Origin of the sequence: Halomonas sp. KAO, assembly GCF_015595025.1 — a bacterium.
In the GTDB taxonomy this organism is placed as follows: Bacteria; Pseudomonadota; Gammaproteobacteria; order Pseudomonadales; family Halomonadaceae; genus Halomonas.
On the sequence record NZ_JADNRL010000009.1, the window covers coordinates 69,649 to 90,759 of the forward strand.

Consider the following 21,111-nt stretch of genomic DNA (forward strand, 5'->3'; position numbering starts at 1 on the left):
GCGCCTCAGGGCCTCCGGCAGTGTCGGAAGGCATCAGGCGTCCACGGATCGAGTTCAGAAGTTGTCTTTCCAGGCGCGCAGGGTGGCGAAGGTCGCCTCGTCGCTGTCGACGTCGCCATGGGCCGAGCTGGCCTGGCGTACGCCGGCATCCGCCACGCGCAGGAAGGGGTTGATGCGTTTCTCGCGGGCCAGGGAGGTGGGCAGTGTCGGGCGCTCAAGCTCCCGGGCACGCTGGCACTCTTCCATGGCCTGGACCACGTCCGAATTGTGGGGGTCGGCGGCCAACGCAAAGCGCAGGTTGGCCTGGGTATATTCATGGGCGGCGAAGATCAGGGTGTCATCGGGCAGGGCCGCAAGCTTCTGCAGCGAGGCGTGCATCTGTGCCGGGGTGCCTTCGAAGAGGCGACCACAGCCGGCGCTGAACAGGGCATCGCCGCCGAACAGCAGCGGCGGGATACCGGCCGTGAAGAACGCGATATGATCCAGGGTATGGCCGGGCACCGCGATCACCTCGAACAGCCGTCCCATGACGCGAACCTCATCGCCCTCGGTCACCCTGGTGTCGATGCCGCCGATGGCATCGTTGTCGGGGCCGATCACCCGCGGGGAGTAGCGCTCGATCAGCTCGGGCAAGCCACCGGTGTGGTCCGGGTGATGATGGGTGATCAGCACCGTCGAGAGGGTCAGCGACTCGCGCTCGAGCAGCTCGATGACCGGGGTGGCATCGCCGGGATCCACCACGCAGACATCGGGGGTCGTGTCCTGACGCAGAAGCCAGATATAGTTATCGCTAAACGCGGGAATCGGTGTCACGCTCAACATGGGCTGAGTGTCCTGAATGGGCATGAACGGTTCGCAAAATCCGCTCAATATGAAGAGTAGGGAGGGGCATGTCAACCGACAGGGGAGCCCAGCGGCTGGCGGCACTGTTTCGTGAAGGCCAGCGCTTCTGGGCCACGCCGCCAGGCGAGGCCGTACGGCGTGCCGAAAGAGCCTGCCTCGGGCCGGTCTGTGAGCGGCTCTTCGGTATGCACAGTCTCGAGCTGGGGTTCGGCAGTGTGCTGGCCGACATGTGTCCGGTACGCCACCCCATGCAGTGGGCACCGACCCGAGAGCTGGCCCAGGGGGCGTCGACGCTGATCTGCTCACCCGACGCGCTGCCACTCCCCGATGGTAGTCTCCACCTGGTGGTCGTCCACCATCTGCTCGAGGTGGCCCCCGACCCGCATCACATGCTGCAGGAGGCTGCACGCATTACCGCCGATGAGGGGCGGCTCATTCTCTTCGGCTGGATGCCACTCTCTCCGATCGCGCTGGGGCGGCTGTCGCCCGGGCGTCGCCAACGGCTGCCCTGGCGGGGTCAGTGGCGCTCTCCCGCTCGTCTGCGCGACTGGCTGGCGTTTGTCGACTTCGAGATCGAGCGGGTAGACTACTGCGCTTTTCAACTGCCTGGACGACTGCCCCGCAACTCCTTCTTCGAGACGCTGGGGCGCCGCCACAATCTGCCCCTGGGCGATAGTTACATGATCCGGGCCCAGCGCCGTCCGCAGCTGATCGAGACCCGCAGTAGCGGGTTGCGCTTTACCGCTCCCCTGGGAGGGGCGGCGTTCGGCACCGCCCGCCTGGAGCCCGACCAGGCCGCGGCTCGACAGGGGGCGGCTCGACAGGGGGCGGCCCACGAAAGAAGGATGACAGAGATTGAGTGATTCAGAGGCCGGCGGCTCCCCGTCGGTGACGATCTATACTGATGGCGCCTGCCGTGGCAACCCGGGACCCGGTGGCTGGGGGGCGTTGCTGATCAGCGGACCCCATGAGAAAACGCTGAATGGCTACGAGGCGCGCACGACCAACAATCGCATGGAGCTGATGGCGGCGATCATGGCACTGCGCGAGCTCAAGCGCTCCTGTCGCGTGGCGCTATGGACCGATTCCGAGTATCTGCGCCGCGGTATCACCGAGTGGATCCATGGCTGGGTCAAGCGGGGCTGGAAGACGGCCGGTCGACAGCCGGTCAAGAATGCCGAGCTGTGGAAGGAGCTGCTCGAGGAGACCCACCGCCACGAGATCGAGTGGCACTGGGTCAAGGGGCATAGCGGTCATCCGGGGAACGAGCGCGCCGATGCGCTTGCCAATGAGGCCATCGACAGCCACCGCCAGCAGACGTGAGGGAGATGTGATGCGGCAGATAATTCTGGACACCGAGACCACGGGCATCGACCCCCGGGAAGGCCACCGCCTGATCGAGATCGGCGCGGTGGAGATGGTCAATCGCCGGCTGACCGGGCGCACCTATCACCAGTTCATCAACCCCGAGCGCGAGATCGAGGAGGAGGCGATCTCGGTGCATGGCATCACCAATGAACGGGTTGCCGGTGAGCCCCTGTTCGCGGAGATCGCGGATGAGTTCTGGGCCTTTATCGAGGGTGGCGAGTTGGTCATCCATAACGCTCCCTTCGATGTGGGGTTTATCGACCATGAGCTGGCCATGCTCAACGCTTCGCGCGGCGAGCCACGGCTGGGGCCGGTAGCGGAGCATTGTCGCATTCTCGATACCCTGCAGCTGGCACGCGACAAACATCCAGGCCAGCGCAACAACCTGGATGCGCTGTGCAAGCGCTACGAGATCGATAACGGTCACCGGGTTCTCCACGGCGCCCTGCTTGATGCCGAGATACTCGCCGAGGTCTATCTGGCGATGACCGGTGGCCAGACCGCCCTGCTTCTGGACGCCTCCATGAATGCGGAGGGGGGCAGAAAGGCCGGCATCCAGCATCGCCCCGTATCGGTAGCGGCGGGTCAGCTGCGCGTGTCGACGCCCAGCGACCAGGAGCTGGCCGCCCATCGCAAGAAGCTGACAAGCATCCGCGAGGCGGCAGGCGAGTGCCTGTGGGATGGCGTGGAAGGGATTCCACACTGATGCTGCGCCGCGAACTCCCCCTCGAGGCGCGAGAAGGCCATGTGATTCGGCTTGCCGAAGGGCGCATCGCGCCGGCGCCCGACGGCGGGGTCCTGCAGCCGGTCATGCCCTGGACGGAGCAGATGCAGCCGCTGGGCTATTGGCATGACGTGCCGGTGGCGCTCTCACTCGAGGCCGAGGCGGGCGATGACTGGCCTAGCGGGCGTGAGTGGCTGGCGCGGTTGCCGGAGTCGCGCTTCGGGCTGGTCTCGACCTCGCTGCAGGTGGCCGCCTGGCTACGCAACCACCGCTTCTGCGGCCGATGCGGCGCACCGGCGGCGCGCCTCGACGCCGAGTTTGCGATGCATTGCCACGGCTGCGGGCACCGTAACTACCCTCGTATCTCGCCCTGCATCATCACCCTGGTGACGCATGGGGAGTCGCTGTTGCTGGCGCGCAGCCCGCGTTTTCCACCACGGCGTTACTCGACCCTGGCAGGCTTTATCGAACCCGGGGAGTCGGCAGAGGAGGCGGTGCGCCGCGAGATCTTCGAGGAGGTGGGGGTGAGCGTAGGCAGGATTCGCTACTTCCGCAGCCAGGCCTGGCCGTTTCCCCACGCCCTGATGCTCGGCTTCTTTGCCGAGGCGGCCAGTCGACGCATCCACATCGATGGTGTGGAGATCGCCGATGCCGCCTGGTTCTCTCCTCGCCAGCTACCTCAGCTACCTCCGCTCTACTCGATCTCACGGGCCCTGATCGAGACACATCTGGCCGAGGTGGCGGCCCGTTAGGTATGCCCCGATAAGGCGAGGGGAAACCGATATCAGGGCTATTTGCAGATAGCTTGGCACCTCGATATTCGGGGCTGATCTGGCGACAAGCCCCGGGAAGCCGGACCGACGAGGAGGCGCTGTGAATACTTCCCTGTACGCTACCTCGGCCGTCCCTGGTCCACGGACCTCCTTCTCGGCTTGTCCCCAGCGCCCCTTGGTTTCGGGGTGTAACCCGCATTGCGCCTTCAGTGGGCCCGGCTGGGACGGGGTGTTGCGGTTATTCGCCGGGAAACAGGCTGGTCAGCTTGGTGGCCAGCATGATGTTGCCGGTGGCCTTGAGCTTGCCGGTCATGAAGGCCGTCATGCCGTTGACCTCGCCGGTCATCAGGCCCTTGAGTGTCGCGGTGCTCATGGTCAAGCTGACGGACGGGTCGTCGTGCTCCCCCTGCTCAACGCTCAGCGACTCATTCTGGATGACCAGGTAGTGGCTCTCGGCATCGTCGAAATGGAACTGGAAGACCTCATCCATGCCGCTGGCGGCCTTCGGATCGAAGCGAGACGTCAGGGTGTCGAGGGTGGACTGGCTCATGGGAGACTCCTGGGGTTGGGTGGGGGATGGCGTGAGCGTATTTCAAACAACTGTTTAAATCAAGCGGGCCTGGGCTGCTGTTGTGCGCAGCACTGTTGTCATGCCTGTTGTCATGCACAGGGCGCCGGGCCCCTAGGGAGGCATTGATGGGAGAGTGGCTGGCGGACGTCGGACTGTTTCTGGTCCAGTTGCTGAGCGTGGTGCTGATGGTCGGGCTCGCTGTCGCGGTGGTGGCCAGGCTGCGCCAGGAGGCGGGCAGCGACTCACGGCTCAAGCTCGTGGAACTCAATCGGGGGCGTGACGAAAGGAAGCGGCGATTGCGGCTGGCGGCCAGCGAGCCGGGGGCTCGCAAGCGCCTGCTCAAGGCCTTTCGTCGCGAGGACAAGCAGCAGGCCAAGGCCGGCAAGTCCCATAAGCGTGAGGGAGGGGAGAGCCGGTCGACGGTCTGGCTGATCGACTTCCATGGGGATATTCGAGCCAGCGGGACCGACCGCTTCGCCGAAGAGATTTCGGCGGTCATCGCGGCAGCCGAGTCGGGAGACGAGGTGGTGGTGTGCCTGGAGTCCGCGGGTGGCCTGGTGCATGCCTATGGTCTGGCTGCCGCCGAGCTCGACCGCCTGCGTGATGCGGGGCTGGCCACGACGGTCTGTATCGACAAGGTGGCCGCCAGCGGTGGTTACCTCATGGCGTGTGGGGCGGACAGGGTGCGGGCGGCGCCGCTGGCGGTGGTGGGTTCGGTCGGTGTGGTGGCCCAGGTGCCCAATGTGCACCGCCTGCTCAAGCGCCACGATATCGATGTCGAGGTTCTGACCGCCGGGCGCTACAAGCGCACCCTGACAGTGCTTGGCGAGAATACCGAGGAGGGGCGCGAGAAGTTCATCGATGATCTGGAGAGGACCCACGAGCTGTTCAAGCGCCATGTGGCAAAGCGTCGGCCCGGGCTCGATATCGAGGCGATCGCCACCGGCGAGATCTGGTACGGCAGCGAGGCCCTCGACAGGGGGCTGGTCGATGCTCTGGGTACCAGCGAGGCCTATCTGGTCGAGCGCATGCAGGAGTCCAGGGTCATACGGGTCAAGCTGGAGCCGTCACGCCGGCTCGGCGAGCGGCTTGGTGCGGCGGTATCCGCGGGAGTGGAGCAGGCGCTGCTGCGCGGTGCCCAGGCGCTGGATGCCAGTCGCTGGCAGAAGCACTGAGCCTGCGCGTCCTCCGGGCTGGAGGCCTGCCCTATGGCCCGGAGGACTCGATATGACGCCCTCACTCGTCAGCCGTCCGCCAGGCCGAGGTTAACGAGGGTGGCGATGATCGACCTGACGCTGTCGCCCTGCAGCGAGTAGTAGATGGTCTGGGAGCTGCGTCGGGTCGATACCAGCTCCTCCCGACGCAGAATGGCCAGGTGTTGCGATAGGGCCGACTGGCTCAGTGCCAGATGTCCGTTGAGCTCGGTCACCGACATCTCGCCCGTGTCGAGCAGGCAGAGGATGCGAAGGCGGTTGTCGTTGGCCATCGCCTTGAGCAGGGCGGTGGCGCGATCAATGGCGCCGCTCCCCCCTTCGATGAGTCGTGCTGCCTCGCGGCTGGGAGTCTTCATGGCATGTCCCCGCGCTGCGCGTGAGTGGAGGGGTCGTATGCGACGCTATCGAGCGCCGCGACGGTATATCATGCTTTGCTCAAGCATAGCGTAAATCCTGTTGTCTGTGGGCCTCGAGGCGGTGGTTTTTTCATGGAGCCCGCCTCACTACAGTTGTTGACAATAAAGCATCAAGATCTGCTTCTTTCGTCGAAACTTAGCCTATCGTATGAGGGAGCCCGGGGATCTGTGCTTTACAGTGTCAACAATTACATGCACTGGACCGTGACAGGATCGCCATGAGCAACCACTCGATGAACAGCTACGCCAATGAGGTTCGTCGTTCGATAGATCACCCTGAAACCTTCTGGGCCGAGCAGGCGCGCCGCATCCCCTGGTTCAAGGAGCCTGAGAGGATCCTCGAGTATGATGAGGCCAACCATGCCCGCTGGTTCGGCGACGGCGAGCTGAATATTGCGTATGCCGCTCTCGACTATCATGTCGAGCAGGGCAGGGGGGAGCAGCCTGCCCTGCTGTGGGACTCCCCGGTGACCGACAGCAAGCGCACCCTGAGCTATCGAGAGATGCGCGATCAGGTGGCGCGGTTTGCCGGTGCGCTGAAGGCGATGGGGGTCGAGAAGGGCGACCGGGTGGTGATCTACATGCCCATGGTGCCCGAGGCTCTGGTCGCCATGTATGCCTGTGCCAGGCTCGGCGCGGTGCACTCGGTCGTGTTCGGTGGCTTCGCCCCCCACGAGCTGGCGGTGCGCATCGAAGATGCCGCCCCCAAGGTGGTCGTCGCCGCCTCCTGTGGCGTCGAGGTCGGCAAGGTTCTGCCCTACAAGCCGATCGTCGACGCGGCCATCGCGCAGAGTGCCCATAAGCCGGATGCCTGTGTGATCTTCCAGCGCGAGCAGCATCTCGCCGAGCTGGGTGAGCGCGACCATGACTGGGCGACGCTGGTCGAGACATCGACGCCCGCCGAGTGTGTGCCGTTGAAGGGCACGGACCCTCTCTATGTCCTCTACACCTCGGGCACCACGGGCAAACCCAAGGGGGTGGTGCGCGATACCGGGGGCTATGCGGTCGCGCTGACCTACTCCATGGACGTCATCTATGACGTGGCGCCGGGCGAGGTGTTCTTCTCGGCCTCGGATGTGGGCTGGGTGGTCGGTCACTCCTACATCGTGTATGCGCCGCTGCTGCGCGGGGCGACCACCGTCGTCTACGAGGGCAAGCCGGTGAAGACGCCGGATGCCGGAGCGTTCTGGCGGATCATCGAGGAGTATGGGGTGAAGAGCTTCTTCACCGCGCCGACGGCCTTCCGTGCCGTCAAGAAGGAGGACCCGGACGGCAAGCTGCTGGCGCAGTACGATATCTCGAGTCTCAAGGCGCTGTTCCTGGCGGGGGAGCGCCTCGACCCGCCGACCTTCCACTGGCTGGACGATCTGCTCGACGTGCCGGTCATCGATCACTGGTGGCAGACCGAGAGCGGCTGGCCCATCGCCGCCAATCTCCATGGCCTCGAGCCCATGCCCACCAAGGCGGGCAGTGCCACCGTGCCGGTGCCCGGTTTCAACGTGCAGATCCTCGACCGCGAGGGGGAGTCCATGGCGGCCATGGCCCAGGGCAGCGTGGTGATCAAGCAGCCCCTGCCGCCGGGCTGTCTGGCGGGGGTGTGGGGAGATCCTCAACGTTTTCACTCGGCCTATATGGCAGCCTTTCCGGGGTACTATCTGACCGGGGATGGCGGCTATATCGATGAGGACGGCTATCTGTTCATCATGGGGCGCACCGATGATGTCATCAATGTGGCCGGTCACCGCCTCTCCACCGGCGAGATGGAGGAGGTCGTTGGCGATCATCCTGCCGTGGCCGAGTGTACCGTCATCGGTATCCATGACGCGCTCAAGGGGCAGCTGCCGGTGGGGCTGGTCATCCCGAAGGATGGCTTCGATGGGCGGGAGGTGGATCTGGAGAAGGAGCTGGTCGCCCTGGTGCGGGAGAAGATCGGGCCGATCGCCTGCTTCAAGCAGGTGCTGGTGGTGGATCGTCTGCCCAAGACGCGCTCCGGCAAGATCCTGCGCAAGCTGTTGCGCAACATTGCCGATGGCAAGGAGTACTCGGTGCCTTCCACCATCGATGATCCGGCGAGTCTCGAGGAGATTCATGAGGCCATGCAGGCCCATGACGTCGGTGCCGCCAGCGAGGCGCGCCAGGTCTAGGCGCCGCGCTGGGTGACATCATGATGTGATCGCACGCCGCCCCATTGGGCGGCGTGCGGCGTTTCGGGCGGGCGCCCTCCACCCTGCTAGTGTCATCTGCGCTGGCCCTGGCGTCGCGCATGGCCAGTCGGCCCCCCACGCCGTATAATGCGCCCGCGCCGCGTCGCTACCGACGCAATCTTACACGAGGGTTCCCTCACCCCTCCCCAAAAAAGGATTCACGATGTTCGTGCTCTCTTCACTACAGTATCGTCGCTGCCTGGCGTTGCTGGTTACCTTCCATATCGCCGTTATCGCCGCCAGCAACTATCTGGTGCAGTTGCCATTCATGGTGTTCGGCCTACATACCACCTGGGGCGCCATCAGCTTTCCCTTTATCTTCCTGGCGACCGACCTGACCGTGCGTCTGTTTGGCAAGGGGGCGGCCCGGGCGATCATCATGCGGGTGATGTTTCCGGCGCTGGTGATCTCCTATGTCGTGTCGGTGGTGTTTCCACGTGGCAGCTTTGCGGGAGTGGAGGCGCTTGGCGAGTGGGACCTGTTCGTGGCGCGCATTGCCTTGGCCAGCTTCATGGCCTATGTGCTGGGTCAGTTGCTCGATGTTCACGTCTTCGATCGCCTGCGTCGACTGCGCGCCTGGTGGGTGGCACCAGCGATCTCCACGGTGCTGGGCAATCTGGCCGATACCCTGGCCTTCTTCTCGATTGCCTTCCACAACAGCTCCGACGCCTTTATGGCAGCCAACTGGCTGGAGATCGCGCTGGTCGACTATGCGGTCAAGCTATTGATCAGCGTGGTGTTCTTCCTGCCTCTCTATGGCGTGTTGCTGGCCTGGCTCAGCCGTCGCCTGGTGAGCGTCACCGGGGGCGAGGATGTGGCGCCTGAAGTGGCGCGCGCCCGTTACTGATTTTCGGTTTTTGCGAACCCCTATTACCCGAACCCGGTTTTCCGAACCCTGCTTCACGAACCACAGCACGAGGACCCTTCCATGTCGATCGAGCTCAACTACCTGGATACCGGCGGCGATGGCACGCCACTGGTGGTGATCCACGGCCTGTTCGGCAGTGCCGATAACTGGCGCTCCCATATCAAGGCCTGGGAGGAGCGTCATCGGGTGGTGGCGGTGGATTTGCGCAACCACGGTCGCTCCCCGCATGTGGAGGGCATGGGTTACACGGCAATGGCCGACGATATTCTGGCTCTGCTCGATAGCCTGTCGATCTCCCGTGCCCACCTTCTCGGACACTCCATGGGGGGGAAGGTGGCCATCACCCTGGCGCGTCGGGCCCCGGAGCGGGTCGCGTCGCTGATCATCGGGGATATCGCGCCGGTGGCCTATGGGCATGATCACGACAGTGTCATGGCGGGACTGCGCCGTGTGAAGGAGGGTCGCCCCGCGAATCGCCGCGAAGCCGATACGATGCTGGCGGAGCATGTGAAGGAGAGGGCGGTGCGCCTGTTCCTGGCCACCAATCTGGTGCGTGGTGAAGGCGAGGGGCTGGTGCTGCGCCTCGGGCTGGACGAGATTCAGTCGGACTATGAGTCGATCATGGCCGAGCCGGCGGGTAGCGAGCCCTTTACCGGGCCCACCCTGGTGCTGCGAGGCAGTGCCTCCCACTATGTCGCCGACGAGCACCTCCCGGCACTGCGCAAGGTGCTGCCGGAGGCACAGCTGGTGACGCTGGACGCCGGGCATTGGCTGCATGCCGAACAGCCCGAGGCATTTCGTGGCGCCATCGACAGCTTTATCGACGCGCTGTAGCGCTCTTGACCCAGACGCTATCTCTGGAGTCTACCCAGCACCCGGGTCTACCGCCAGTCTCTCCAGCGGGCTGATCGTGTCGATCAGCCCGTTTTCATGCAGGTAGGCCTCGACACGGCGATAGCGCCCGCTGTCCAGCGCCGCCGGCTGGGCGCTCATGCGTAGCAGGATGGCGTTCCAGCTCGCCCGGTTCACGGAGGTGTCCAGCGTCGGCTCCTGTTCGGTCAGGGCCTCCCAGGCCGCGTCGGGGTGCTCGATCATCCAGAGGGTGGTCTCTCGCAGGATGTCGAGCAGCTCGTTGATCGGTTCTCGCAAGCGCGGAAACTGGTCGCGGTGGGCCACGAGTATCAGGCCGTCATGGTGGGGAATCCCGTACTCCTCGACCTTGAGCAGTCGGTTTGCCACGCCTCGGTTCGCCAGCTGGCGAGGCAGTGTCAGGCGCAGGGGGGTCACCAGCCCGTCCAGGGCCTGCTCGGTCATGGCGGTGGCCAGGGCGAAGCCGGTCTCGACAAGCTGGACCTCATCGGTAGCGATGCCCTGGGGTTCGACAAGGGCCGGCAGGAGGATATCTCGGGCCACGTCGGTCGCGTGCCCGAGGCTGAGGCCGGCGAAGCTCTCCGGCCCCTCGACATCGGCGGACTCGCGCGTCACCACGCCGGTCAGCGGGGTGTCGACCAGCGTCGCGACGCGGAGGGGGGCCTTGCCACGGTCGACCTGCAGATGCAGTTGCAGCTGGTGGGTGAGCGCCAGGTCGATGAGCCTGGCATCGAGAAGGCGAAGCGGTGCGCCGGGGTCGGCCGGTGTTCGAATCTCCAGCTCGAGGCCTTCGCGCTGGGGCAGCCCGTTGCTCGCCGCCAGGATCAGGGCGGCGTGGTGCAGGCTGGGGTACCAGTCGAGCATGATGGTCAACGACTCCAGCGGCGGCGGCGCCAACGGCTCGGGGGGCGCATGGATGACGCTGGGGACCGGCATGACAGGTTCGCCGGGCTCCGCCTCGCCGATGGAGGGGGCCTGCTCGGGCTCTAGCCTCTGGGTGGTCTGTGGAGCCGGCTTCGGCAGGGCCTCGATGACCGGCACCATCACATCACCCTCCAGGGTCAGGGGAGCGGGTGGTGCCTCTAGGCCCTCCTCTGCCCAGGTCGTGGCGGGCGCCAGCGTCTGGAGTGCCAGCAGGCCGAGGGCGAGACATAGGCGACGCCAGGAGAGGGGGGCTGGGTGCTTGGGCATTCATGGGCTCCGCGGCTGAAGAGGTGTGCGGCCGCCGGCAAGTGTATCTTCAACGCCGGCCGACTCGCCAGTTGCCATCCAGGTGAGCCGCCCACGGCTATCGCACGGTTTCCGGGCACATGCAATAATGTTTGTCCTGCCCTTGAGAGGATGCCATGGACGTCATCAATACCCTGTTCTTCTTCACCGGGCTGCTGATCGCCCTGAGCGTGCTAGGTAGTCGAGTCTCCTCACTGATTGGCCTTCCTCTACTGTTGATCTTCCTTGGTCTGGGCATGCTGGCCGGCGAGGAGGGGGTGCTCGGCATCGAGTTCGATAACTACCCCCTGGCCTTTCTGATCAGTCATCTGGCCCTGGCCATGATTCTCCTCGATGGCGGACTACGGACACGCCTGAAGACCTTCCGCGTCGCCTTCAAGCCGGCCCTGACCCTGGCGTCTGCCGGTGTCTTTATCACCGGGGGGCTGGTCGGTCTGTTTGCCATGTGGATATTCGACCTTGGCCTGGCCGAGGGCCTGCTGGTGGGGGCCATCGTGGGCTCGACCGATGCGGCCGCGGTGTTCTCGATGCTCAGCGGGCGAGGGCTGAATCTCAACGAGCGGGTCGGGGCGACCCTGGAGATCGAGTCCGGCACCAACGACCCCATGGCGATCTTCCTGACCCTGGTCCTGGTGGAGATCCTGGTCGGCGACATCGGTGGGCCCATGGAGACCGGCCTGATGCTGATCCAGCAGTTCGGCCTCGGCCTGGTGATCGGCGTGGGTGCCGGCTGGTTGAGCGGTCGCCTGCTGCGCTGGGTCGATCTGGCACCCGGGCTCTACTCCCTGCTCGCCCTGTCGCTGGGGTTCTGTATCTTCGGCCTGACCAGCTTTCTCGGAGGCAGCGGCTTCCTGGCGATCTATCTGGCCGGCCTGATGATCGGCAACCAGAAGGGGCGCCACCTCAACTATATCCTGCCGGTTCATGATGGTCTGGCCTGGCTCAGTCAGATAGGGCTCTTCCTGGTGCTGGGGCTGCTGGTATCGCCATCGGACCTGCTGCACTATGCGTTGCCTGCGACTCTGGTGGGGCTGATGCTGATCTTCGTGGCGCGCCCCTTTGCGGTACTGGTCTCGCTCAAGCCCTTCTTCAAGTTTCGCTGGCGCGAACTCGGTTTCATCTCCTGGGTCGGCCTGCGTGGGGCCGTGCCGATCGTGCTGGCGATCTTCCCGGTGATCGGTGGTGTGGAGGAGGCGGCGCTCTACTTCAACGTGGCCTTCGCGGTGGTGCTGTTATCCCTGCTGCTGCAGGGCGGCACGCTGTCGCTGATGGCGCGGTGGACTCGAGTGCTGATACCGACACCGGTCAGCCCCAACCATCGCGGCCCTCTGGGGATTCTGCCCGAGAACGATTACGAGATGTTCGTTTACCGGGTCGAGAACGAGGATCTCGCCGATGTTCCGATTCGTCTGCTGCGCTTTCCCTCCGGTGCCCTGATCTCGGCCCTCTTTCGCGAGCATGCCATGCTGCACCCCAAGGGGAGTACGCGATTGCAGCTGGAGGATGTGCTTTGCGTGATCGGTCGCAGCGAGGATCTGCCGGCGCTGAACCGACTCTTCAATGGAGAGGCGAAGCTCAAGCAGGAGCGCGCCTTCTTCGGCACGTTCACCTTCGAGGGGGAGGCCAGGATGCAGGATATCGCCGATGCCTACGGGCTGACCCTGAGCCCCGGTGAGCGGGAGATGAGCCTCAGCGAGTTTGTCTCGTTGCGTGTCGGTGGCCACCCGGTGGTCGGCGATGATGTGGACTGGCATGGTATCCACTGGGTGGTCAGCGAGATGGATGGGAACCGCGTCACCCGGGTCGGTCTGCGGCTTTACTAGCCATCACTGATATATCCCTAAGGCATTGATCACAATTGGCTCTTGACCTGGGGGAGAAAGCTGGTAATATTCACCGCCGTAAGCCGGAGGGATGGCAGAGCGGTTGAATGCACCGGTCTTGAAAACCGGCGTAGGTGAGAGCCTACCCAGGGTTCGAATCCCTGTCCCTCCGCCACTACACTAGAAAAAGCCACTGTTCTCAGTGGCTTTTTCTTTTTTTAAGCTTCTCTCCTGGCTTCTACCACGGCCCATGCCATAGCATCCTTTCCTCGAGGCGACCCGAATGGCATTGAAAGCCACGATTTACAAGGCACGGCTGCAGATTGCCGATCTGGACCGCCACTACTACGGCGACCATGTGCTCACCCTGGCTCGACACCCCTCGGAGACCGACGAGCGCATGATGCTGCGCGTGCTGGCCTTTGCCCGACATGCCCATGACGATCTCGCCTTCGGTCGCGGTGTCAGCACCGACAATGAGCCCGATCTCTGGGTGCGGAGCCTGACCGACGAGATCGAGCTCTGGATTCAGCTGGGGCAGCCGGATGAGCGCGAGATACGTCGTGCCTGCGGCCGCGCCCGCCAGGTAGTGCTCTATACCTACAGCGGCCAGGGAGCCGGGATCTGGTGGGAGCAGCTCGGCAGCAAGCTGGCCAACCTGGGCAATCTCTCCGTATACGACATCTCGCCGGAGACCATGGCCGCGCTGGGGCAGTTGGCGCGGCGAGGCATGGAGTTCAATATCACCATCCAAGATGGCGCCATCTGGCTGGCCAATGCCGAGACGGCGGTAGAGGTTGGCGTCGAGGTGCGCCAGGAAGCCGGCACGCGTCGGTAGTCGGCAGAGCGCTCTCGGGAGCTGACCCGTCCGTCGGCTCGCTGGCAAGGCCCCCTTGCGAGCAGGGGGCGAAGCTCGCAAAGTAGGGGGGCGCCTGCTGCTGGGAGGCACTTCATGTCGACGCCTGACACCTTGCCCCGCCCGACACTCGCTGTTGCCGCTGCCGTGATCCGCAACGAGCGGATCCTGATGGTTCGCCGCGCCCATGCCCCGAACGCCGGGCGGCTGGCTCTGCCCGGGGGCAAGGTGGAGCCTGGTGAGACGCTGAAGGCCGCCGCCGAACGTGAGCTGCACGAAGAAACCGGGTTGCTGGCGAGAGCGGGTGAGGTGCTTGCCGCCATCGATGTGCTCGACCATGACCCCATGGGGCATCTACGCTCACATCATGTGGTGGTCGTGCTGCGCATGGCGTGGCAGGGCGGTGAGGAGGCTGCGGCAAGCGACGCCAGCGAACTGCTCTGGCTCGATCGGGACGCGCTGGAAAGGGCGGGGTCCGATGTCTGCAGCAGCGCGGCCAGGGTCGCTGGCGCGCTGTTGGCGGCATGAGGTCAGCAGAAACAGCCTTGAGGTCCCGTGCATCAGGCTCTTGCGCGAGGAACTTCCAGCCGGCATGCTAGTCGATTGGCAAGATCAACTGACGTTAGGGAGCACAGGATCAATGGCCTACCAAGAGTCACAGATTAGCCGCCAGCAGAGTCAGGTGGGAGTCAGCAATACCAGCAAGGTATTGCGCAACACCTATGGCCTGCTGGCCATGACGCTGCTCTTCTCCGCCGTGACGGCGGGTGCCGCCATGGCGATGGGTATCGAGCGCATGAACATTCTGGTGTTCTTCATCGGTGCCTATGGACTGATGTTCCTGGTCCACAAGACGGCAAACTCCGCGATGGGTCTGCTGACCACCTTCGCCTTCACCGGCTTTATGGGCTTCACCCTGGGGCCGATCCTCAACGCCTACCTGGCGATGCCCAACGGCGCCGCCCTGGTGATGAATGCCCTGGCGATGACCGGGCTGACCTTCATCGGTCTCTCCGCCGTGGCGCTGATCACCAAGAAGGACTTCAGCTTCCTGGGCAACTTCATGATGGCGGGTGCCATCGTGCTGGTGCTGGCCATGGTCGCCGGGCTGTTCTTCCAGATCCCCGCGCTGATGCTGATGGTATCCGCCGGCTTCGTGCTGTTCTCCTCCGCGGCGATCCTCTACCAGACCAGTGAGATCGTTCATCGCGCCGGTGAGACCAACTACATTCTGGCCACCATCACGCTCTATGTGTCGATCTACAACCTCTTCGTCAGCCTGCTCTCCCTGCTGGGCATCATGAGCAGCGACTGACAGCGCGAGTCACGCGAGACAGGGCTGGCCCCGCTTCGGCGGGGCCAGTCTGTTTGCAGGCCAGTTTCAGGAGTCTCCGGATGCGCTACGCCATCCTTCTACTCGATGCGCCTTACACCAGCCAGGCATCCCACTCCGCCTTGCGTTTTACCCGCGCGCTGCTGGCGCGGGGGCATGACGTCGAAGGAGTGTTCTTCTACCATGACGGCGTGCATAACGCGGCCAGGCTTGCCGCACCGCCACAGGATGAGCCACATCTGGTCGATGCCTGGGCCGAGCTGGCGCGGGAGCACGGCGTGCCCCTCCAGGTCTGCATTGCCGCCGCCCTGAGGCGTGGCCTGCTCGACGAACAGGAGGCCGCACGGCATGGCAAGGAGGGGGCCAGCGTTGCGCCACCCTTCGAGCTGACCGGGCTGGGACAGCTCGTCGACCTGGGCCTGCGCTGCGATCGCCTGATCACCTTTGGTCCCTGAGGAGAGTTTCCGATGCAAGACACAGCATCTCCGGCTGAGCTGATGGTGATCCTGCGCCATGCCCCCCATGGATCCAGCTGGCTGAAGGAGGGGCTCGATGTCGCCCTGGTCGCTGCCGCCTTCGATCGGCGAGTCACGCTGCTGTTCATGGGGGAGGGCATCACGGCGCTGCTCGAGGGACAACAGGCAGGCCCGCTGGGGCAGAAGGGCACGGCCCCGACTCTGGCCATGCTCGAGATGTATGACATCGACAATCTGCTGGTGGAGCAGCGGGGCATGGATGAGCTGGGTTTGACCAGCGACCAGCTGATGCTCCCTGTCAGGGGGGTGGGCGACGCCGAGATCTCTCGCCTGGTGGCATCCCATGTCCTGGTACTGAATTTCTGACGAGGCACTCCATGTTGCTGCATACCCTGAACAGGCCCCCGACATCCCAGGTTCTTGCCCAAGCATTGGCGGGGATGGGGCCGGATGACAAGCTGCTGTTGATCGAAGATGGCGTCATCGGTGCCTTGCCTGCACACCGGGAGCGCTTCGGCCGGGTGGCGGGGCGCCTCTATGCCCTGCAGGAAGACCTCGAGTCCCGTGGACTTCTTTCGCTCCGTGACGAAGCGGTGCGGGTTGTCGACGTCGGTGGCTTCATCTCCATGACCGAAACGAGCGAGCGCACGGTGAGCTGGTACTGATGGCAAGTACAGAAATATACCGTTATCTACTGGTCAGTAGCCAAGATATCCCGCTCGATCCCGAAGGCTATCTGGTCAACATGAACGAGTGGTCGACTGACGTCTGTGAGCGACTCGCGGAGGAAGAGGGCATCGCCCTGACCGTAGACCACTGGGAGGTCATCCACGTGCTGCGGGACTTTTACGACCGCTTCGAACAGGCACCGGCGATGCGTCCACTGGTCAAGGCCGTCGGCCAGGCCCTGGGGCCCGACAAGGGACGCTCGATCTACCTGATGAAACTGTTTCCGGGCAGCCCCGCCAAGGTAGGCGCACGCCTGGCAGGGCTGCCCAAGCCCGCCAACTGCCTATGAGACCGTCATGAACTTCCTTGCCCATGCCTGGCTCGCCCGCGGTGGAGGCGACGATTTTCTGTATGGCAATCTGATCGCCGATGGCGTGAAGGGGAACGGCCTGGAGGCCTGGTCCACCGAGGTGGCGCGAGGGATTCGCCACCATCGTCGTGTCGATGCCTTCGTGGATCGTCATGGGGTGACCCGAGATATCCTGGCGCGCTCGCCACGCTCGGGCAGACGCTATATGGGCATCGCCCTGGATCTGGTCTGGGATCACTTCGTGGCTCTGGACCTTGAAGATACTGAGGGTGAGGAGTCGTCGGTCGTGACACGCAGCTATCGGTTGCTGAGCCGCCGATCGGCACCCTCACGGCTGGCACCGATGGTGCCTGTGCTGGTGGAGCAGGACTGGCTGCGTCGCTATGCCGACTTTAGCTTCACCTGCCGCGCCATCCGTGGCATCGGTCAGCGCCTCTCGGGACCCAATCGGCTCGCGGAGCTGGTGCCCTGGCTGGAAGCCGAATATCCCAGGCTGGGTGAGGAGTTCCAGCGCCTCTGGCCCGATGTGCGCGAAGCGCTGGAAGTCACGCCTGATGATACTAGTCGGTCATGAGCCACAGGCAGGTGATGGACTCTCCGGGGGAGATCGAGGTCTGCGCGGGAATGACCGCCAGGGCATCGGCCTCGATGCAGGAGGAGAGGATGGCCGAGTTCTGGTCGGCAAAGGCCTCGGCATGTACGCCCTGGTCATCGAAGCGCAGCGTCACACGCATGTAATGCGCGCGAGGCCCTGCCCGGGTCGCAAAGCCACTGCGCGCCGGTATTTCGGGCAGCGTGGCCAGGGCCGGGCAGCCCAGCATGCGGCCTATCAGGGGCCTCAGGAACAGCCAGGTCCCGACGAAGCTTGAGACCGGGTTGCCGGGAAGTCCCACGAAGCGTGCCTCACCATCCCCGTTGCCGCGGCCGATTCTGCCCAGGGCCAGCGGTTTTCCCGGACGAATCGCCAGCCGCCACATGTCCAGCTCCCCCAGCGCTTCCACCGCCGCCTTGACGTGATCCTCCTCGCCGACGCTGACACCTCCTGTGGTCACCACGATATCGGCCTGGCCGGCGGCCTCGGCGAGCATGCGGCGGGTAGTGGTGGGATCGTCGGGAATCGATGCCATCGAGACGACCGTCGCCCCGAAGCGCTCCAGCAGGCGACGCAGCATGGGGCGATTGGAGTTATAGAGCTGTCCCGGCCCCAGTGGGGTGCCGGGATCGACGATCTCATCGCCGGTGGAGAGCAGCGCGACGCGTGGTCGCCGGCGGACCTCCACCTCGGTGATACCCTGGCCGGCGAGATGGCCCAGGGCGGCGGCTTCCAGGCGACGGCCGGCCTCCAGCAGGACCGAGCCCGAGGCAACGTCTCGGCCCCGTCGACGGACATTGTCACCCTGCGGGATATCGCCGGGAAGAGTGGCGACACCATCGGCTACCTCGACACGCTCCTGCATCACGACGCAGTCGGCGCCCGGCGGAATCTCTCCGCCGGTGAAGATCCGTGCGCAGCTACCGGGCGCCAGTGGCTGCACCGGCGTCCCGGCGGCGATGCGCTGGCGAATGGGCAGTGCCTGGCCGGCATCGCCATGGTGCAGCGCATAGCCATCCATGGCGCTATTGTCGAAGGAGGGCACATCGAGTCGCGCCGTGACGTCATTGGCCAGCACACGACCGGCGGCCTCCTCGCACGCCACTCGCTGGGCCTCGAGCGCCCCGACATCCTTGAGCAGCGCCTCCAGCGCCGCGGCAATGGGCTTGAGCTCACTGGTTTCCGTGCTACCCATGCTGACCCCGCTCGGGAATCACCAGGTTGGCAAAGTTGCAAGGCTTGTGACGGCTATCGAGCTGCTCGGCCAGGATGCCGTCCCATGCGGTGCGGCAGGCACCGGTAGAGCCAGGCAGGCAGAAGATGACGGTCCCGTTGGCGAGTCCGGCCAGACAGCGGCTCTGCACGGTGGAACTGCCGATCTCCTGCCAGCTCAGTTGCCGGAACAGTTCACCAAACCCCTCGATGCGTTTATCCATCAGCACCGAGACCGCTTCCGGTGTGGAGTCGCGTCCGGTAAAGCCGGTTCCCCCGGTAGTCAGCACGACCTGAATATCCGGATCGGCGATCCAGGCCGCCACGACGGCTCGAATCTGATAGATGTCATCGCGGACGATATGTTTGTCGGCCAGGCGGTGCCCCGTGCGCTCGAGTCGTTCGACCAGTGCCTGCCCGCTGCGGTCGGACTCTTCGGTGCGTGTATCGGAGACCGTCAATACGGCGACGGTGAGGGGAATCATCGGCTCAGCCATTCTGGGATGACTCCTCGTTGCCCTGTTTGCTGGCCTGTTTGCGCGCCTGTTGAGCCTGGAAGGCGGCCTGCTGTTCGGGCGTGGCGTCCTGCTGATACTTTTCCTTCCATTCGCCATAGGGCATGCCGTAGACATACTCGCGTGCCGTTTCGTAGTCGAGTTCGGCACCACGCTCCTCGGCGGCGCCCACCAGCCACTTCGACAGGCAGTTGCGGCAGAAGTCGGCAAGGATCATCAGGTCGATATTCTGCACCTCCTTGTGCTCGTCGAGGTGGCGCAGAAGGTGGCGAAACGCCGCGGCCTCGAGCTCGGTACGGGTTGTTTCGTCGAGATGTTGCATAAGACGCTCTCCTCTGTGCGGTTTTCGTCCAGCATAACAAAAAGACACCGCCCGAGGGCGGTGTCGATGGTTGAGGGATGAGTGGCTCATGGGGAGCTCTGGGCGGGTCCCTCGGCGGTGTCATCCTTGCCACGCGAGGCGATCTGCTCCTCGGGGATCGACTCTCCCTTCACCTCTTCGTACCAGAGGTTGTGGTGCTCCTTGGCCCAGGTCTCGTCGACATAGCCGGTGGTCATGCCCTCCAGGGAACCCTCGGTGCCGATGGTGCCGATATAGATATGCCCGAAGGCCACGGCGGTCAGGCCCAGGGCACCCACCGCATGGATCAGGTTGGCCCACTGCATGGTGTCCCGTGCCTGTCCATAGTTGGGAAAGTCGAGCACCAGGCCGCTGATGATCACCACAATGCCGGCGGTCGCCAGCAGCCAGTACCAGGCCTTCTCGCCGGCATTGGCGAAACCGGCATCGGGGTGCTCATTGCCGATCATGCCACCGCCCTTGCGGAACCACTCGAGGTCATGCTTTTTCGGCAGGTTGTGCACGAACAGCTTGGCCAGCAGCACAATCAACAGGATGCCGAAGAGGGGCCCCAGGTAGTTGTGCAGTAGCTTGGAGGCCGACACCATGGCGCCCCAGATACCGGCCCCGAACAGCGGGTAGAACACATGCTTGCCGTAGAGCAGCGTGACGCCGGTCAGTGCCAGCAGGATAAACAGTGTTGCCACACTCCAGTGCAGCGCCCGCTCGAGCGCACTCCAGCGCAGCAGCTTGTTGCCCGTGCGTGGCTCCTCCAGTCGCTTGCGACCGGCGAGCAGGTAGAAGATGACGATCATCACCAGCATGCCGCCCATGACGACCAGGCCATAGGGCGATACCCAGCGATTACGCCACTGGCGCCAGGTCTCGCCACTGGCATTGACCAGGTTATAGGTGGAGTCGAAGCGACTGTCGCGATAGTAGGCATCGACCTCGCCACTGCGAACCTGCCGCCAGGTGTCGGCATCCAGGGCGGGCACGGCGGTCGCCGCCTCCGCCTGGGGGGCCGACTGAGCCTCGGCGACCTGGGTCAGTGCCAGGCCAGCGATCAGCAACAGTGCCATGAGAGGCAGTCGCCATAGCGACTGCCAATGGATGGTGTGACTCATGACATCACCTCCTCAGCCCTGGCGTGCGGCGTCGTAAGCGAGAGAGTCAGCCATGGAAACATCAGGCTGGCCCGCCCTGGTCTGCTGCCCTTCTCGGCGTTGGTTACCGGACCAGCCCCCATCGGGGTGGCCGCGACGCACGACCCGCTGGCGGAAGATATCCGCCACTTCCTGGGCATCACCGGCCAGCAGGGCCTTGGTGGAACACATTTCGGCGCACAGCGGCAGCTTGCCCTCCTCGATACGGTTGGCACCGTACTTCTGGAACTCCTCCTCCTTGGTCTCCGCCGGGCCGCCGGCACAGAAGGTGCACTTGTCCATCTTGCCGCGCTCGCCGAAGGCGTTCTGCTGGGGAAACTGCGGGGCGCCGAAGGGGCAGGCATAGAGGCAGTAACCGCAGCCGATGCAGAGGTCCTTGTCGTGGAGCACGATGCCATCATCGGTCTTGTAGAAGCAGTCCGTGGGGCAGACCGCCATGCAGGGGGCATCGTCACAGTGCATGCAGGCGACCGAGATCGAGACCTCCTCGGGCTGTCCGTCGTTGAGTGTCACGACACGACGGCGCTGGATCCCCCAATCGGTTTCGTTGGCGTTCTTGCAGGCGGTGACGCAACCGTTGCACTCGATGCAGCGCTCCGCGTCACACATAAACTTCATCTGGGCCATGATAATCTCCTTGGCGCGGAGTGGAACCTGGCCACTCCGCGTTTCATGTCA

26 protein-coding genes and 1 tRNA gene are annotated in these 21,111 nt (G+C 64.4%); 18 read left to right on the forward strand and 9 right to left on the reverse strand.

The features are described from left to right. Positions 1–54: 54 nt before the first annotated feature. Complete coding sequence (gene gloB / locus IOC61_RS03425) at positions 55–822, reverse strand: hydroxyacylglutathione hydrolase (protein ID WP_195687474.1); 768 nt, start codon at positions 820–822, stop codon at positions 55–57. A 68-nt stretch (positions 823–890) separates the two neighbouring features. Here gloB and IOC61_RS03430 point away from each other — a divergent pair, with 68 nt between their 5' ends. Genes IOC61_RS03430 through nudC form a run of 4 tightly spaced genes read left to right on the forward strand, consistent with a single transcriptional unit; the run spans position 891 to position 3,687 of the window. Then, entirely contained in the window at positions 891–1,706 is an 816-nt protein-coding gene (locus IOC61_RS03430) for a methyltransferase domain-containing protein (RefSeq protein ID WP_195687475.1), read from the forward strand. Beyond that, positions 1,699–2,166 carry a ribonuclease HI gene (rnhA, locus tag IOC61_RS03435; protein ID WP_195687476.1) on the forward strand — a complete coding sequence of 156 codons (468 nt, stop codon included), beginning with the start codon at positions 1,699–1,701 and terminating at the stop codon, positions 2,164–2,166. Before IOC61_RS03430 ends, rnhA begins: the two co-directional genes overlap by 8 nt. A 10-nt stretch (positions 2,167–2,176) precedes the next feature. Continuing rightward, positions 2,177–2,917, forward strand: a complete 741-nt coding sequence (gene dnaQ, locus IOC61_RS03440; RefSeq protein WP_195687477.1) for a DNA polymerase III subunit epsilon — start codon at positions 2,177–2,179, stop codon at positions 2,915–2,917. Beyond that, positions 2,917–3,687, forward strand: coding sequence for an NAD(+) diphosphatase (gene nudC, locus IOC61_RS03445; protein ID WP_195687478.1), 771 nt, complete (start codon positions 2,917–2,919; stop codon positions 3,685–3,687). The genes dnaQ and nudC overlap by 1 nt, the downstream gene beginning before the upstream one ends. 259 nt (positions 3,688–3,946) lie before the next feature. Here nudC and IOC61_RS03450 read toward each other — a convergent pair whose 3' ends face one another. Beyond that, a complete protein-coding gene (locus IOC61_RS03450) occupies positions 3,947–4,258 on the reverse strand; it encodes an SCP2 sterol-binding domain-containing protein (protein WP_195687479.1) in 312 nt (103 codons plus the stop codon). Between the two features lie 146 nt (positions 4,259–4,404). On the opposite strand from IOC61_RS03450, the gene sohB reads away from it, so the two are divergent. After that, entirely contained in the window at positions 4,405–5,454 is a 1,050-nt protein-coding gene (gene sohB / locus IOC61_RS03455) for a protease SohB (protein WP_195687480.1), read from the forward strand. A 68-nt stretch (positions 5,455–5,522) separates the two neighbouring features. On the opposite strand, the gene IOC61_RS03460 is transcribed toward sohB, so the two are convergent. Continuing rightward, positions 5,523–5,849 carry an ArsR/SmtB family transcription factor gene (locus tag IOC61_RS03460; protein WP_195687481.1) on the reverse strand — a complete coding sequence of 109 codons (327 nt, stop codon included), beginning with the start codon at positions 5,847–5,849 and terminating at the stop codon, positions 5,523–5,525. Positions 5,850–6,106: 257 nt separating this feature from the next. On the opposite strand from IOC61_RS03460, the gene IOC61_RS03465 reads away from it, so the two are divergent. The 3 genes from IOC61_RS03465 (at position 6,107) to IOC61_RS03475 (ending at position 9,815) form a co-directional block, all read left to right on the forward strand. Continuing rightward, positions 6,107–8,053 (forward strand): propionyl-CoA synthetase, encoded by a 1,947-nt coding sequence (locus IOC61_RS03465; RefSeq protein WP_267491272.1) that lies wholly within the window; start codon positions 6,107–6,109, stop codon positions 8,051–8,053. Positions 8,054–8,276: 223 nt separating this feature from the next. Beyond that, positions 8,277–8,960, forward strand: a complete 684-nt coding sequence (locus IOC61_RS03470; RefSeq protein ID WP_195687483.1) for a 7-cyano-7-deazaguanine/7-aminomethyl-7-deazaguanine transporter — start codon at positions 8,277–8,279, stop codon at positions 8,958–8,960. An 81-nt stretch (positions 8,961–9,041) separates the two neighbouring features. After that, complete coding sequence (locus IOC61_RS03475) at positions 9,042–9,815, forward strand: alpha/beta fold hydrolase (protein WP_195687484.1); 774 nt, start codon at positions 9,042–9,044, stop codon at positions 9,813–9,815. Positions 9,816–9,845: 30 nt separating this feature from the next. Here IOC61_RS03475 and IOC61_RS03480 read toward each other — a convergent pair whose 3' ends face one another. Then, on the reverse strand, positions 9,846–11,042 hold the full coding sequence (locus IOC61_RS03480) for an ABC transporter substrate-binding protein (protein WP_195687485.1): 1,197 nt from the start codon (positions 11,040–11,042) through the stop codon (positions 9,846–9,848). A 155-nt stretch (positions 11,043–11,197) separates the two neighbouring features. Between IOC61_RS03480 and IOC61_RS03485 the strand changes: the two genes are divergently transcribed. From IOC61_RS03485 to IOC61_RS03530, 10 genes are all read left to right on the forward strand, one after another. Continuing rightward, positions 11,198–12,904, forward strand: a complete 1,707-nt coding sequence (locus IOC61_RS03485) for a potassium/proton antiporter (RefSeq protein WP_195687486.1) — start codon at positions 11,198–11,200, stop codon at positions 12,902–12,904. Positions 12,905–12,989: 85 nt separating this feature from the next. Then, positions 12,990–13,079 (forward strand) — tRNA-Ser (locus tag IOC61_RS03490). 108 nt (positions 13,080–13,187) lie between these two features. Further along, positions 13,188–13,742: a YaeQ family protein gene (locus tag IOC61_RS03495; protein ID WP_195687487.1), complete on the forward strand. Its 555-nt coding sequence runs from the start codon at positions 13,188–13,190 to the stop codon at positions 13,740–13,742. 114 nt (positions 13,743–13,856) lie between these two features. Beyond that, positions 13,857–14,288 carry an NUDIX hydrolase gene (locus tag IOC61_RS03500; protein WP_195687488.1) on the forward strand — a complete coding sequence of 144 codons (432 nt, stop codon included), beginning with the start codon at positions 13,857–13,859 and terminating at the stop codon, positions 14,286–14,288. Between the two features lie 112 nt (positions 14,289–14,400). Then, positions 14,401–15,075 (forward strand): Bax inhibitor-1/YccA family protein, encoded by a 675-nt coding sequence (locus tag IOC61_RS03505; RefSeq protein ID WP_195687489.1) that lies wholly within the window; start codon positions 14,401–14,403, stop codon positions 15,073–15,075. An 80-nt stretch (positions 15,076–15,155) separates the two neighbouring features. After that, positions 15,156–15,548 (forward strand): sulfurtransferase complex subunit TusD, encoded by a 393-nt coding sequence (tusD, locus tag IOC61_RS03510; RefSeq protein ID WP_195687490.1) that lies wholly within the window; start codon positions 15,156–15,158, stop codon positions 15,546–15,548. Between the two features lie 12 nt (positions 15,549–15,560). Continuing rightward, the gene (gene tusC, locus IOC61_RS03515) at positions 15,561–15,935 is read left to right on the forward strand and encodes a sulfurtransferase complex subunit TusC (protein WP_195687491.1); all 375 of its coding nucleotides are present in this window, start codon (positions 15,561–15,563) and stop codon (positions 15,933–15,935) included. A gap of 11 nt (positions 15,936–15,946) precedes the next feature. Beyond that, positions 15,947–16,234: a sulfurtransferase complex subunit TusB gene (gene tusB / locus IOC61_RS03520; protein WP_195687492.1), complete on the forward strand. Its 288-nt coding sequence runs from the start codon at positions 15,947–15,949 to the stop codon at positions 16,232–16,234. Next, positions 16,234–16,587: a TusE/DsrC/DsvC family sulfur relay protein gene (locus IOC61_RS03525; RefSeq protein WP_195687493.1), complete on the forward strand. Its 354-nt coding sequence runs from the start codon at positions 16,234–16,236 to the stop codon at positions 16,585–16,587. Before tusB ends, IOC61_RS03525 begins: the two co-directional genes overlap by 1 nt. Positions 16,588–16,594: 7 nt before the next feature. Further along, complete coding sequence (locus tag IOC61_RS03530; protein ID WP_195687494.1) at positions 16,595–17,182, forward strand: ACP phosphodiesterase; 588 nt, start codon at positions 16,595–16,597, stop codon at positions 17,180–17,182. Here the strand turns inward: IOC61_RS03530 and glp are convergent. The 5 genes from glp to fdh3B form a co-directional block, all read right to left on the reverse strand. Then, the gene (glp, locus tag IOC61_RS03535) at positions 17,169–18,395 is read right to left on the reverse strand and encodes a gephyrin-like molybdotransferase Glp (RefSeq protein WP_195687495.1); all 1,227 of its coding nucleotides are present in this window, start codon (positions 18,393–18,395) and stop codon (positions 17,169–17,171) included. The genes IOC61_RS03530 and glp overlap by 14 nt on opposite strands. Further along, a complete protein-coding gene (moaB, locus tag IOC61_RS03540) occupies positions 18,388–18,909 on the reverse strand; it encodes a molybdenum cofactor biosynthesis protein B (protein ID WP_195687496.1) in 522 nt (173 codons plus the stop codon). Before moaB ends, glp begins: the two co-directional genes overlap by 8 nt. Next, positions 18,902–19,249 carry a DUF1244 domain-containing protein gene (locus IOC61_RS03545; protein ID WP_195687497.1) on the reverse strand — a complete coding sequence of 116 codons (348 nt, stop codon included), beginning with the start codon at positions 19,247–19,249 and terminating at the stop codon, positions 18,902–18,904. The genes moaB and IOC61_RS03545 overlap by 8 nt, the downstream gene beginning before the upstream one ends. Positions 19,250–19,335: 86 nt before the next feature. Beyond that, complete coding sequence (locus tag IOC61_RS03550) at positions 19,336–20,394, reverse strand: formate dehydrogenase subunit gamma (protein WP_195687498.1); 1,059 nt, start codon at positions 20,392–20,394, stop codon at positions 19,336–19,338. Between the two features lie 12 nt (positions 20,395–20,406). Beyond that, positions 20,407–21,060, reverse strand: a complete 654-nt coding sequence (gene fdh3B, locus IOC61_RS03555) for a formate dehydrogenase FDH3 subunit beta (protein ID WP_195687499.1) — start codon at positions 21,058–21,060, stop codon at positions 20,407–20,409. Between the last annotated feature and the right edge of the window lie 51 nt (positions 21,061–21,111).